Source organism: Vibrio splendidus 12E03 (genome assembly GCF_000272105.2).
Taxonomy (GTDB): Bacteria; Pseudomonadota; Gammaproteobacteria; order Enterobacterales; family Vibrionaceae; genus Vibrio; species Vibrio splendidus_I.
Map to the genome: position 1 here is coordinate 21650 of NZ_AJZD02000331.1, position 13393 is coordinate 35042.

General features: G+C 43.8%; 11 protein-coding genes. 4 read left to right on the forward strand and 7 right to left on the reverse strand.

Translation table 11 applies throughout. The annotated features are described in order from the left end of the window. The first annotated feature begins 190 nt into the window (after window positions 1-190). A complete protein-coding gene (locus tag A142_RS21115) occupies window positions 191-2050 on the forward strand; it encodes a helix-turn-helix domain-containing protein (protein ID WP_019824224.1) in 1860 nt (619 codons plus the stop codon). A gap of 244 nt (window positions 2051-2294) precedes the next feature. Here the strand turns inward: A142_RS21115 and proX are convergent, their stop codons facing one another. From proX to proV, 3 genes are read right to left on the reverse strand one after another with little or no spacing between them, the layout of a single operon-like run. After that, window positions 2295-3302 (reverse strand): glycine betaine/L-proline ABC transporter substrate-binding protein ProX, encoded by a 1008-nt coding sequence (proX, locus tag A142_RS21120; RefSeq protein ID WP_019824225.1) that lies wholly within the window; start codon window positions 3300-3302, stop codon window positions 2295-2297. Then, a complete protein-coding gene (gene proW / locus A142_RS21125; protein WP_019824227.1) occupies window positions 3295-4389 on the reverse strand; it encodes a glycine betaine/L-proline ABC transporter permease ProW in 1095 nt (364 codons plus the stop codon). The genes proX and proW overlap by 8 nt, the downstream gene beginning before the upstream one ends. 3 nt (window positions 4390-4392) lie before the next feature. Continuing rightward, window positions 4393-5580: a glycine betaine/L-proline ABC transporter ATP-binding protein ProV gene (gene proV, locus A142_RS21130; RefSeq protein WP_019824229.1), complete on the reverse strand. Its 1188-nt coding sequence runs from the start codon at window positions 5578-5580 to the stop codon at window positions 4393-4395. A 698-nt stretch (window positions 5581-6278) separates the two neighbouring features. On the opposite strand from proV, the gene A142_RS21135 reads away from it, so the two are divergent. Further along, a complete protein-coding gene (locus A142_RS21135) occupies window positions 6279-7016 on the forward strand; it encodes an HAD-IIB family hydrolase (RefSeq protein WP_019824231.1) in 738 nt (245 codons plus the stop codon). Window positions 7017-7065: 49 nt separating this feature from the next. Here A142_RS21135 and A142_RS21140 read toward each other — a convergent pair whose 3' ends face one another. The 3 genes from A142_RS21140 to A142_RS21150 all read right to left on the reverse strand — a co-directional run bounded on the left by A142_RS21140 (window position 7066) and on the right by A142_RS21150 (window position 10986). After that, complete coding sequence (locus A142_RS21140; RefSeq protein WP_019824233.1) at window positions 7066-7278, reverse strand: TIGR02450 family Trp-rich protein; 213 nt, start codon at window positions 7276-7278, stop codon at window positions 7066-7068. A 143-nt stretch (window positions 7279-7421) separates the two neighbouring features. Continuing rightward, window positions 7422-9869, reverse strand: a complete 2448-nt coding sequence (locus A142_RS21145) for a molybdopterin guanine dinucleotide-containing S/N-oxide reductase (protein ID WP_019824236.1) — start codon at window positions 9867-9869, stop codon at window positions 7422-7424. A 22-nt stretch (window positions 9870-9891) separates the two neighbouring features. Further along, window positions 9892-10986 carry a NapC/NirT family cytochrome c gene (locus A142_RS21150; protein ID WP_019824237.1) on the reverse strand — a complete coding sequence of 365 codons (1095 nt, stop codon included), beginning with the start codon at window positions 10984-10986 and terminating at the stop codon, window positions 9892-9894. Between the two features lie 306 nt (window positions 10987-11292). On the opposite strand from A142_RS21150, the gene A142_RS21155 reads away from it, so the two are divergent. Both A142_RS21155 and A142_RS21160 read left to right on the forward strand, forming a co-directional pair. Next, on the forward strand, window positions 11293-11568 hold the full coding sequence (locus tag A142_RS21155) for a nitrogenase-stabilizing/protective protein NifW (protein ID WP_019824239.1): 276 nt from the start codon (window positions 11293-11295) through the stop codon (window positions 11566-11568). 138 nt (window positions 11569-11706) lie between these two features. Then, window positions 11707-12831 carry a M14 family metallopeptidase gene (locus A142_RS21160; RefSeq protein ID WP_029405570.1) on the forward strand — a complete coding sequence of 375 codons (1125 nt, stop codon included), beginning with the start codon at window positions 11707-11709 and terminating at the stop codon, window positions 12829-12831. A 158-nt stretch (window positions 12832-12989) separates the two neighbouring features. On the opposite strand, the gene A142_RS21165 is transcribed toward A142_RS21160, so the two are convergent. Next, entirely contained in the window at window positions 12990-13346 is a 357-nt protein-coding gene (locus A142_RS21165) for a hypothetical protein (protein WP_017630073.1), read from the reverse strand. Between the last annotated feature and the right edge of the window lie 47 nt (window positions 13347-13393).

Consider the following 13393-nt stretch of genomic DNA (forward strand, 5'->3'; position numbering starts at 1 on the left):
GGCAAAAAGCCATAGATTTGACGTCACCAATTTGGCACTTAGCCAGTTAGGGACATGCGCAACATACAGTTCAAATAATCCGAACAATTAACATCCGTAAAAAACAAATTACTGAAGATGTTAAATAGAGAGTCTGATGTCTAAATTAGAATCCAGACATTGAGTTAATTATCAGAAGGTTAATGTTTTAATGAGTGAGTTTTCACAGTTGTTACGTAACTTCAGAAAGGAACTTCAATTTACACAAACAGAGTTTGCAACCTACTTAAATCAGCTGGACGATGAGTTTAATACGGTTGACGTCGTAACGATAAATCGTTGGGAAAACAGCAAGGTAAAGCCTAGTACATACAAAGCACTCAAGATATTACAGTCCCTTGGCGAAGATTTGTTTGAGACAATAAAGAGCTTTGAGCCCGAACAAAAAGACACACTAATCGAACTGTTTTTAAACGAATCCTATGGCTCATTTCAAAGTAGAATTTCAGCTCTATCAGGCCTGAATCAACAACAAGGCGAACGCAACTTTAAGTCATTGCCTTTAATGTCAGAGCCGTGTGACACTGGCGTTATCGACAGAATCAAACTACTTTCTAAATTCACAAAAGTAGATATTTCGCCACTGGATCAAATTGATTTGTATCTCTATTACTGTGAGAAAAAAGCACATGGTCACAAGCTCATCAATACAGATGGCGACATTGTGAGTCACAACGTAGGCTTTTTCTTTGAAGACCATCAATTTGAGACATTAAAAACTCAAGAGCTAGATCTAAGAATGTCCTGCTCTTTAAATTCAAGCAAAAACATAAATTATTTTAATATAAGCTCACACTCAGAGACAAAAGATCATGTTTTTGAGCATATAGTTTCATATATACAGTTACTTTCTCAGAACAAAAATATTAAAAAATATTCTGTTTTAGTAAAAGACCCCAATATGATGAGACTCTTGAAGAGTGTGGGGTTTGAAGTATTTAAATTTTCAGAACCTTCTGCTAAAAAATGTAATATCACATTCAAAAATAAACATTATAGCTACTGTATATTAACGATTGATAAAATAGACTATCTGACGAATCGGAACGTAATGTCACTAATCAAAGATGAATACTCTACCATGATGAAATTTCCGCAATTACTGCGCGACGCGCGCAAGAAATTGAAGTTAACGCAAAAGGATTTTGCGGCATACATTAATCACTTAGATGATGAATTCAGCTCTGTAGATGTCGTAACGATAAATCGATGGGAAAATAGCAAAGTAAAGCCAAGTAATTACAAAGCCCTAAAGCTATTGGACTGCCTTGGTCTGGACTTGTATACAACGTTGAAAACCTTTGATTCAGAAGATAACGAAGACAGTGTACTACTTGAAGACTTCCTTCGTGAGAGGTTCTTTTCGTTTCAAAGCCGAATATCATCTATCACTAAAGGGGAAATAGAAGAAGGCTGCGACTGTCAGATCATGCCACTAATGACAGATCAGAATGACAAAGCAGTAATAGATAGAATAAAGCTGATTTCACAATATACAAAGGTGGATCCTTCAGCGCTTGATACTATCGACCTGTTTCTCTATTGCAGTGAAAAAAAGGCGCATGGCAGAAAAATGGTCGATGTTAAGGGCGATATTGTTAGTCATAGCCTAGGTTTTTTCTTCAACGAAGAGGTATTCGAGCAATACCAAAATAAGCATCTACATATTAAGCAAGCTTGCTCTTTAGATTCTAACCAGAACTTAAATTACATTGTGGTTAGCGGTCACTCTGAGAAACGCGAACAATCTATTGCGAACCTAATTTCCGATATGAAGCTTCTTGCAAGAAATACTAAGATTAAAAAGTATTCCATGATCATTAAGAACCCAAGTGCATTGGAACTTATGAAGAACATCGGATTTGAAATATGGAAGTTTTCAGAACCAACAGAAGAAAAGTCGAACATCACCTTCAAAAACAAAAACTACCGCTATTGCGTACTGACTATCGACAAGATCGAATTACTGAGTAACAAGAATGTTATCGCATTCATTAATAAATATGGTTAACGACTCAGGTTTACTGGATATAAACAGCCACCAAACAATAGGTGGCTTTTTAATTCTCCGAGAGGCTACCCAATAGTAATCGGGTGAATAAGTCAATTAGCCAGATATACGACCAGCAGTATTCATACAGACAAACACCTAATCACTTAATTTGAAGGTGATTCAGTGACTCTACACAATCACTCAACACGCTCATCATGTCAAATCAAAATGTCTAGTCAGACAGAGCAAATACAAGTCAAAGTTACAGTGCTGCTTTCTTCGCTTCTGTAATCCAACCATCGAACGTGCTTTGGTTCGCTTTAATCCAACCGTTTACGTGCGCTTCGATATCTGCAGAGCTGTTTTTTCCTTTACTCATCATCATGTTCTGAGCACTTACATCATTGATGTTAAGTTTGATGATCTCGAAAAGCTTCGCTGCTGATGGGTTGTTCTTAGCAAACTCTTTGTTCGCAATAATGCGCATTGAGTTCATTTCGAAGCCGTAGTTTTTACCGTTAGATAACGTCGTATCCACATTCGAACGCTCGCCAGGAAGTGCTGAGAAAGGTACTTCTAACCAAACTACATCTTCGTTAGGCACCAATACGCCACTTACCCAGTAAGGTGTCCACGTGTAGTAAAGAATTGATTCACCCTTTTGGTAACGAGAAATCGTATCTGCAATGATTGCAGCGTAGTTACCTTGGTTGTGAGTTACCGTATCGTCCAGTTTGAACGCTGAAAGTTGATGTTCAATCACCATCTCACAACCCCAACCTGGGTTACAGCCTGTTAGGTCTGCTTTGCCATCGCCATCTGCATCAAACAGTTTTGCGATTTTTGGATCAGTTAACTGACCAATATTAGTGATGTTGTACTTTTCTGCCGTTTTCTTATCAATCAGATAACCTTGCGCTGCACCACTTACATATTGGCCTTTGCGGTAGAATTTGTCATCGCCACCCGCCATTGTGTATTTGTCTGCATGAAGCGGGAACCAACCTACCGTTAGGAACGTTGCATCACCTTTTGCAATTGAGGTGTAGCCTACGTTGTAGTCCACTTCTTGCGTTGATTTCACATCGTAGCCAAGTTCTTCTAGAGCACGGTTAACAATCAACGTTTGGAATGTTTCTTCTGCTACAGACGATTGAACAGGCTGAACTGATACACCTTCACCCGGTAGGCTTGCTGCCCACACGTTCGTTGATACTGCCAGTGTAGAAACAATGCTCACTGCAAGTTTGCTCTTCCATGAATTATTCATTGGTGTTTTTCCTTAATTGAAGTTCTGATTTGTTACCGCGATTTAAAGCATTAAGTACAAGGGAAACAGGTCCCATGCGGTACCAGCGTAATTTTGTATTGCCTGCATTCACACCCAACACTTGGGTGATGCGATCCAATAAGATGGCGAGAATAACGATGCCTAGACCACCGACTGCGGCCAGCCCCATATCTAAGCGGCCGATACCTCTCAGTACCATTTGACCTAAACCACCAACCGCAATCATTGATGCGATAACCACCATAGATAGCGACAGCATCAGTGTTTGGTTTACGCCCGCCATGATGGTTGGCAATGCTAATGGCAGTTGAATTCGATAAAGCATCTGCTTTTTGCTCGCGCCGAATGAGTGACCTGCTTCGATCAACTCTTCCGGAACTTGTTGAATACCCAAAATGGTTAAACGTACCACTGGTGGCAGTGCGAATATGATGGTCACAACAACACCCGGTACGTTACCGATACCAAACAACATTACGATTGGCACGAGATAAACAAAGGCTGGCGTGGTTTGCATTGCATCCAGAATTGGACGAACGAACTTAGCCGCCGTGTTACTGCGGGCGAGCCATATCCCCATAGGTAAACCAATCAACAAGCAGAAGAAGACCGATGTCATCACCAACGAAAGCGTGGTCATGGCTTCGGACCAAGCGCCAATCAAGCCAATGAACGTCAAGGATACTGCGGTAGCAACACCAAGCTTCAGGTTTGAAAACTGCCATGCGACTAAAAACAAGATGATCAGCATGAATGGTGCTGGCGTAGAAACCAGAGCTGTTTCAAATGAACTTAAGATGAAATCGATAGGCACACGTATCGCCTGAAACAGTGGGCGTCCGTGTTCAACCAACCAATTCAGACCAGACTCAACCCAAGTATCGACTGGTAGTACAGCTTCAGCAAAAGGGTTCAGTGGGTCAAAAGGCGTCACCTCAACGGTTTCGCTGCTTAGCCAATCCGCAGATGGTGCAGTTTCCGTTGTTTGGCCCCAAGGATCACTTGCTGGCTGAGTAGAGGGAGCGGCTTGCGACCATGGGTCATTATTTGTTTGTTCCGACGACATGATCTATCCCTTATCTAATGTTTGTAGCAATCGTGACTTAGTCACAACGCCAAAGTAATTACCTTGCTCGTCCACAACAGGAACGGAATAAGGCACACCGCCAACAAGGCCAAGCACATCATTGATTGGTAAATCTGGATTCAGAGTTAGGCCATCACTTAGCTGAGCGCTCACCAACGATTTGTTCTCTTTGTGGGCTTTGCGAAGGGAATCGATAGAAACAATACCTGAGTAGTGACTGCTCTTCTCAACAACGATGCCGTATTCACGGTCGTTATCCATTAAGATTTGCAGAGCCGAAGCTGGACCATCGTGCTCAGATTTCTTAAATACCGCTGCAGGTTTCTTGCGCGCGATGTCTTTAACCGTAAGAACGCTTGCGACATTCACACCACGGAAGAAGGCTTCAACATAGTCGTTCGCAGGGCTATTCAAGATTTCATCAGGAGTACCCACTTGAACCACTTCACCATTTTGCATAATCGCGATTCGGTCACCGATACGCATCGCTTCATCCAAATCATGCGAGATGAAAACAATCGTTCGTTTATCGTCATTTTGAAGTCGGATTAACTCGTCTTGCATTTCGGTACGAATCAGTGGATCGAGTGCAGAGAACGCTTCGTCCATTAACAGAATGTCTGGGTCACATGCTAAGGCGCGAGCCAAACCAACACGCTGCTTCATACCACCAGACAGTTCATCTGGGTAAGACTCCGAATACGCGCCAAGGCCAACTCGTTCTAACGCGGCCAGTGCTGACTCTTTTCGTTTATCTACATCAACACCAGCAAGCTCAAGGCCAAACGCGGCATTCTCGATGACAGTCATGTGAGGCATCAATGCGAAATTTTGGAAAACCATGGAGATGTTATTGCGGCGAACTTCGCGGAGTTCATCTTCTGAGATGTGGGCAATGTCTTTGCCTCGTAGAAGCACATTACCTTTGGTAGGTTCAATCAAGCGGTTAAGAAGGCGTACTAGGGTTGATTTGCCAGATCCTGACAGTCCCATTATTACGAAAATCTCGCCTTCTTGAATACTAAGAGAAACATCGTTAACGCCGATCGTTAGACCTGTTTCTTCGAAAACTTTGTCTTTGTCCGCACCTTGATTAATCATCGTAAAAGCACGGTCGGTGTCTTCACCAAACACCTTGTACAGTCCCTTAACTTCCAGTATGGGATCCATGTAATCTAATCCTTTCTTAGTTATCTAAACTTATAGTTATTTAAGCTCAAATACTGTTATTTAAACTTAAAAACGGTCCTTTAAACTTAAAAATTACTTATTTAAACTCAAAAAACGATTAGCACTCTAAGTAATTAACCAGTGTAAATCAAGGGGCTTCGTACTGTAAGCTACCTGCAAAACCAGCAATCCCCTAGAAAAAATAATGATTAATAACAAAACAACAAACACCCAAGACACTGAAAATAAAAGACATTAAAACAACAAGACAGCTCGCAATATTATGTATTACTTACTGATAGATTATTGAATATTTATTTTACATTTGAGCAATTAATACGCTAAACAGACCAAGAATAGCATCAAATAGTTCGTGCACAAATAATTCGAATACAAACTATTTATTAAGATTTCGTGACGCTTTAGATGCAAGCACTCAGCCTATTGTAAGGATCACATCCCCCACTCTTCATAGTCTAAAAACCAAAGGGAAATAAGCTAAAACCAGCGAGACAAAAGCGAGTTTTTCAACCCAGAATTTCAAAACATCACACCAACTGTGATACTTGCTGCAAACTGTTCAATATCGATTATCTAAGCCACAAGACAACTTGTAGAGTGCTCACTGCTGAGCCATTCTTTATAAAAGAAATAGACATTTCCCCGCGATGAATGAGAGAAAAAGACAAGGAATTCGAATGATAAAAATGCTGGTGTGTGACTTTGACGGGACGCTAGATGGAGGATCTTCTCATGGCGTTAATCAGTTATTTGACTACCTAACCGAACAACCTGATATCCGTTTTATCATTGCGACAGGAAGAACTCTGCCGTCAATTCGAGTTGGGTTGGCGTCTGATAACTACCCTAAACCACACAGCATTATCAGCGATGTTGGCACTAGAATTCATCACGTTCATTCCCAAAAACCCGATCATGTTTGGCACAATCAATTAGAAGCTTCGTGGAACAAATCCAAGGTCGAGACAGCACTCGCACCACTCGACTTTATGGGCGAACGCTTTGAAAATCATCAAGGTGATTACAAGATTACTTTTGAAGGGAAGCTGTCTGAACCTCAACATGAGTTAATCGAATCAAGTTTGGAGTCGCACGGATTGGATGTGCATCTCACCTACTCCCACGACTGGTATTTAGACATCACACCAAAGGGCGTCAATAAGGCTACTGCGATTCATCATCTACTCAAGCAACATGATTTGAGCGTAGAAGAAGTGTGTGTCGCGGGCGACTCTGCAAACGACGCATCCATGCTAACGATAGAGGGTGTAAATTCGATCTTAGTGGCTAACCATTATCCAGAGGTGGCTCATCTGTCCGATAGAGACAATGTATACACCAGCACCGCAACACACGCTGCGGGTGTGTTAGAGGGGCTCAAGTACTGGCAAATGAGAGCGTCGAATATCCGATAAACGCCAGTTCGCCATTAACACCAGATTCTAATCAAACAGGCTTCTGGCCCTACTTCCAGCCTGGGAGCCAATTTTGATTATCGGTGAGGTCTCGCCAATTGATGTCTTCTTCTCGTTTGGTCATGACCGCCTCTATCATGCAGCGCACTACCTCCCCTTCATCAAATTCGACTTCTGTCACCATGAAGTGCTTTTCTTTCTTCACAGGGCTAACAGCTGTCCATTTGCTACGAAATAACTTCTTTGGGTTGATTCGATTCATGGGATTCTCTCTTGCTTTGATGTCGTTGATTATTATCAGGTGTCTACTCGACACACAGTAATAGTCTTTCCATCGCAAAAAAGATCATAAAAAAAGCCAGCGGTTAGGCTGGCTTCGTTCAATTAGCTATTTCTCGTTAAAGATTAGCCATTTTTAGGTGGATCAAATGCTGTCAGTTCTAATACTGGGCCTGTGTATTTTTCAATTTTCACAAGCGCAGAGTTCGCTGCACAACCATTTGCCAAACGAGAGGTCGGAAGATCCAACGTAAGTACGTTACAGCCGCCGTTTTTACATAGGCCTGTATCTTTATCTAAATCTGGCCAACCGCCTTCATGGATACATACAGAGCCTTGTTTGATGCCATCTGTCACTAGTGCTCCAACCAATACTTGACCACGACCATTGTGTGCGCGAACCAAGTCACCCGTTTTAATGCCACGCGCTTTTGCGTCTTCAGGGTGAATTGAAATCGGCTCGCGGTCTGCAATCGCGTACTCTTCACGAATCTTCGCGTAGTTGAACTGGCTATGTAGACGGTGCGCGGCGTGCGCTGTCATCAATTGCAGTTCGCCATCTTTAGCATTACCTGTGTACTCTGTCGGCTCTAACCAAGTAGGGTGCGGTGGACAATCGTCTAATTGGTAACCTTCAATCGTTCTTGAGAAAATCTCGAACTTACCACTCGGTGTACCTAGTGGGTTCATGATTGGGTTCTCACGGAAATCAGCGTAACGAACGAACTGTGCGTTCTTCTCGTTCCACTTCATCTCAATCAGTTGGTTATCATCCCAGAACTTGCTAAAGTTAGGCATTACGATGCGCTGACCACGACCACCTTGCTGTGCGGTTTTGTAGAAACCGTATAGCCATTCCATTTCGGTCTTGCCTTCGGTGTACACATCACGGCCACCCGGAGCAAGCAACTCAGACATGTCCGCAAACACATCGAAGTCATTACGCGCTTCACCTTGAGGCTCAACGACTTTCTTCATTGGCACTAGGTGTTGGTTACTGTAGTCACCTGTCATCGTCATATCATTACGTTCAAACGATGTAGTAATTGGCAACACAATATCCGCGTGTTTAGCTGCTGCTGTCCAGTAAGGTTCTGAGATAACAATCAGCTCAGGCTTTTGCCACGCTTTGATCAAACGGTTCGTGTCTTGGTGGTGAGTAAAGTTCGCACCGCCTGCCCACCAGATCATTTTGATCTCTGGGAACGTTAGGTTGTGGCCATTGTGATGGTAGCTTGAACCCGGATTTTCTAGCGCTTCAACAATACGCGCTACAGGGAATGCGTTCACAGATCCTGAAACTGCCCAGTCGTTACCCGCCGAAGAACCACCGCCAAGCGACGCTGAAATCGCAGGAAGTACGCCTGCATCACGAGCAGGGTTACCACCGTTTGAGTAGTGGTAAGAAAGACCGAAACCACCACCAGGTAAGCCAACTTGACCTAGCATTGTCGCTAGCGTAACCAACATCCAGTGACGTTGTTCACCGTATTGTTGACGCTGCATACCCCAGCCAGACATCAGCATAGTACGGTTCTTACTGAAGATATCAGCCAGCAGTTCCAGTTGCTTCACAGGCACACCACAGATCTCAGACGCCCACTCAGCAGATTTTTCAATGCCGTCTTCTTTACCCATTAGGTAAGCTTCGAATACGTCATAACCTGTTGTGTATTTGCCCAAGAATTCTTTGTCGTGTTTACCCTGCTTCACTAATGTGTGCGCAATACCCATCATCATGGCTACGTCAGTCATTGGGTGCGGAGCAATCCACTCAGCGTTGTCGCCAAAGAACTCAATAGTTTCAGAACGCATTGGATCAATCGCGATCACTGTCTTGCCCGATTTCTTCAACTGGTGGAAGAATTCAAGACCTGCACAGTCCGTTGAGCTCCAGGCGATCTTCAAGGTATTGATTGGGTTTAGACCCCAAAGTACCACCACATCACTGTGTTCAAGGATGACTGGGTAAGTCGTTTGTTGTTCATACACTTCAATCGAGCCCACCACGTGCGGCATGATGACCTGCGCAGCACCTGTTGAGTAATCACCTAAGTGACCAGAGTAACCACCAGCCATGCTCATGTAACGTTGTAGAAGTGTTTGCGCTTTATGCAAAACACCACTTGAACGCCAACCGTAAGAACCTGCGAATACCGATTCTGCACCGTGCTCTTTACGAATACGTGAATGTTGTTGATGAATCAGTTTGTACACTTCATCCCAAGAGATGCGAACAAACTCATCGCTGCCACGTACACCTTCAGGTGTTGATGGGTTAGCCAAGTAGCCTTTACGAACCATAGGGTATTTAACACGCGCTTTGGTGTGTACTTGGTCAGGGCCTGTAGTTTGTAGGCTGTTTGGAACGGTTTGTGCCAGTGCATTCGTGGTCGATACTAACTTGCCATCTTTCACTTCACACAGCATTGGTCCCATACGGCCTGATGTTAGAACACCAGAACCGCGCTTGTCAGAAGCCATTGCGCTCATCGGCGTCAAGGATGTGAATGCCAACGCACCAGCAGTGATACCTGTGCCTTTCATAAATCCACGACGGGTCATATTAGTCATAATTTTATCCTTCTAATTCTCTTTAGTGACCAACAACGTCTTTCGCGTGGTTTTGGAAGTACTTAGTCAGCAGTTCAAGGTTTTGCTCAGAAATGTCAGTACGGTCGCCCATACTTTTCGCAACAGGTCCCCAAGCATTCACAGTGAAGTGGTTTGAAGGAATCTTCGCGTGACACGTTGCACAGTAAACATTGTCCAACTCTTCTGCGTAAGACCAGATTGGGTCTAGGCTATCGACAACTGGATCAGTAATGTCACCCGTTAACGCCACTGAACGCCACTCGTTACCGTAAGCATCGGCTTCGTATTCACCAGTAGTCAGTGCTTCTTGACCTTTGTCTGTCAGTGTCGCAACGATTGCACGTTGACCCTCACCGAAGTAAAGCACTTGCTCTGCGCCTTTCATTTGGAACGCATTCAGAGTCACAGTACGGTTGTCGCCTTCAGCTTTAACGACTTCAAGTTCAGCCGTTGGGTTTACGCTACCGAACTCGCCCATTGCGATATCGGTTACTGGGTAAACCACTTTCGCATCTGCTGGCGTATTTTTGGTAAAGGCAATCAGGGTATCGAAGGCTTTGCTGTCTAGCTGAGCTTCAGGGCCAAAGTGCGCGACGCCTTTGTGACAGTCGATACACGTTTGGTTGTTCTCTTTACCGTAAGCGTGCATTTTCGCCGCATCACGAGATTGCTCGAACTCTTCCATTGCATCGAATTCGTGACAAGAGCGACACGTCGCTGAGTCATTCTCACGGAATTGAGCCCATACTGTTTCTGCCATCTCTTCACGGTGCGCTTCGTATTTCTCAGGCGTGTCGATCTTACCTGAGATGAATTCATGGTAGATGTCTTTAGACGCTCTTACTTTGGTGATCACATAGTCAATCGGATCCGTTGGGATGTGGCAATCGGCACATTCAGCTCGAATGCCTTTTGCGTTACTGAAGTGAACTGAACCTTGGTATTCTTTGTGAGGTGCTTCCATCGTGTGGCAAGAAACACAAAACTCAGTGCTCGATGTATAGTGCATAACGGCTGCAGTTCCCCCTAAGGTTAACCAGCCAATACCTATACCAACCGCCGCTATTAGTGCGATATAACGTTTTTTTATTGTCATAATTCTTAATCATCTTCAACAATTAGTTACAATTGAGATCAGAATAGTACTTTAGGGGTAGATCTGTTTGATTTGGATCATCAATCGCAACCTGAGGAACAAAAAATGAACCTTTCTGAGAGCTTGATGTCACTTTGAAAAATTAGCGCCCTAACAACCTAATCACCAAGCAAATACAAGGCGCACATTGAATTTCAATAACTGATTAATTAAACAATAAAGACGCTAAACTCGCTCCCAAATCAAAGAAGTAAATTGTAAATCTAATACAATGTCGGCTAACTCTTTTCATAAACTCTTCACTCCATGAACCAGACAGAATTCCAGCAAAAAATAGCGAGTTTCACCTCCATCGAACAAGCGCTTGATTACTTTGAAATTGGGTTTGATAGCAAGTTCATCGAGCAAAACAGAATCGAACTCGTTAAACGATTTAATGGTTATCTGATTCTTGCGAAACCTGATGATTGGTTTTCTGGACGAAGAGCGCTAAAAAACGCTTATTGCAAGGTGCAACGTAGCAAGTTAGATCGCCACACACGTTCTGCCTGCCGCGGGTGTACCACTTGCCAGCGCCGATAGTTAGAAAGTGGGTTGTTGAAAAATAGACAACTAAAAAGTAGATAGTTGAAATAACATCTCATTACGATTTAGTTAGTGGTTTGCTCGAAAAAAAGTGTGCTAGTCTTACGGCAACTCAACTACGAGATAAAAACTACAATGAAAATTTTCAGCAATTTCGAAAGCGGCAACATTCACGTCGTTTCAGCAGATTCACCACAAAACATTCAACTGACTATCCCAGCAGACAACCAGACTGAAATCTCTCAGTGGTTCCACTTCCGTTTAGAAAGCGATGCTCAACAAGCTCACCACTTTGAAATCGGTCAACTGGCAACGTCTGCATACCCTGAAGGCTGGAAAGATTACGATGTGGTTGCATCGTACGACCGCGAAGAGTGGTTCCGTATTCCATCTCAGTTTGATGGCGACACGCTAAGCTTCGATATCATTCCTGAGCACGATTCAATGTACTTCGCGTACTTCGCACCGTACTCATACGATCGTCACCAAGATCTTCTGCACAGCGCGCAAACGCACCCAGCTTGTAAGCTTCAAACTCTGGGCCACACGCTAGATAACAATGACATCACTTTGCTAACCATTGGTGAGCCAAGTGAAGAAAAGAAAAACATTTGGGTAATTGGTCGCCAACACCCTGGCGAGACTATGGCTGAATGGTTAATCGAAGGTCTGTTGCAACGCCTACTAGATGAAACGGACACAGTAGGTCGTTCTCTGCTAGACAGCGTTGTTTTCCGCGTGGTTCCTAACATGAACCCAGATGGCAGCATCCGCGGTCACCTTCGTACTAATGCGATTGGCGTTAACCTGAACCGCGAATGGCAATCACCTTCTATGGAACGTAGCCCAGAAGTATTCCTTGTTCGCGAGCGCATGTTAGAAACGGGCGTTGACCTGTGTCTAGACATTCACGGCGACGAAGCGATTCCATATAACTTTGTAGCAGGTAGCGAAGGCACGCCTTCATACAACGAGCGCATTGCTAAACTAGAGAATCACTTCAAGCAAGCACTACTGACGATCACGCCAGAGTTCCAAGATGAGTTTGGTTACGATAAAGACGAACCGGGCAAAGCGAATATGACGGTTGGCACAAACTGGATCGGTGAGCAGTTCAAATGCTTAGCTTACACAGTCGAGATGCCATTTAAAGATCACATCAGCCACGCTGACGAACTGTACGGTTGGTCTCCAGAGCGCAGCGTTGCATTTGGTCACGACATGCTAGCAGCGGTTTGGGCGACAGTAGACGAGCTATAAAACGAACTATAGACAGACTAAGCGCCTTAGTTTGTCCGTGTAGTTAGTTAGCTTGCTTACATATATAGTAAAGCCCAGCACTTGAGACAGTGCTGGGCTTTTTAATATCGGCTTTGATGAGAGAATCGAGCTTTAAGGTATCTAACTTTAAAAGCTTTCTAAGCCACTCTCAAGCTTGCAAAAAATACTGGGTATCGCTGTCTGATGTGGCGTTGTTCAGACACCATATCTTTAAAGCTTGGACCTTGTGATAACTGAACGATCACTTCATCCCCTTCTTGTCGCAACACCGCACCACTAATATCGATACTGTTGTTGTCATGCAACCTTAGGGTGCCTGCCATTGAAAAGCCGCGATAAACAGGAATGATGTTACGCATCATCAGGCGGACGCCCTTTTCAGATACTTCACTGACATGAAAAAGCTCATCCTTAATTCGCATCACCGGGCGTGCCTTTTGAGGGTACTTTAAACGGTAATATTTGCGTTTCTGGGTGAATGACTCTTCACGCATTAGTGACTCCCTGTCTCTGTTATTCTTTAAAGCGAGCTGACCGTCTG

Coding starts and splice junctions, on each gene's coding strand:
- A142_RS21115 (WP_019824224.1), top strand. CDS start 191: ATGAGTGAGTTTTCACAGTTGTTACGTAACTTCAGAAAGGAACTTCAA.
- A142_RS21150 (WP_019824237.1), bottom strand. CDS start 10,986: ATGACAATAAAAAAACGTTATATCGCACTAATAGCGGCGGTTGGTATA.
- A142_RS21135 (WP_019824231.1), top strand. CDS start 6,279: ATGATAAAAATGCTGGTGTGTGACTTTGACGGGACGCTAGATGGAGGA.
- A142_RS21140 (WP_019824233.1), bottom strand. CDS start 7,278: ATGAATCGAATCAACCCAAAGAAGTTATTTCGTAGCAAATGGACAGCT.
- proW (WP_019824227.1), bottom strand. CDS start 4,389: ATGTCGTCGGAACAAACAAATAATGACCCATGGTCGCAAGCCGCTCCC.
- A142_RS21155 (WP_019824239.1), top strand. CDS start 11,293: ATGAACCAGACAGAATTCCAGCAAAAAATAGCGAGTTTCACCTCCATC.
- proV (WP_019824229.1), bottom strand. CDS start 5,580: ATGGATCCCATACTGGAAGTTAAGGGACTGTACAAGGTGTTTGGTGAA.
- A142_RS21145 (WP_019824236.1), bottom strand. CDS start 9,869: ATGACTAATATGACCCGTCGTGGATTTATGAAAGGCACAGGTATCACT.
- A142_RS21160 (WP_029405570.1), top strand. CDS start 11,707: ATGAAAATTTTCAGCAATTTCGAAAGCGGCAACATTCACGTCGTTTCA.
- A142_RS21165 (WP_017630073.1), bottom strand. CDS start 13,346: ATGCGTGAAGAGTCATTCACCCAGAAACGCAAATATTACCGTTTAAAG.
- proX (WP_019824225.1), bottom strand. CDS start 3,302: ATGAATAATTCATGGAAGAGCAAACTTGCAGTGAGCATTGTTTCTACA.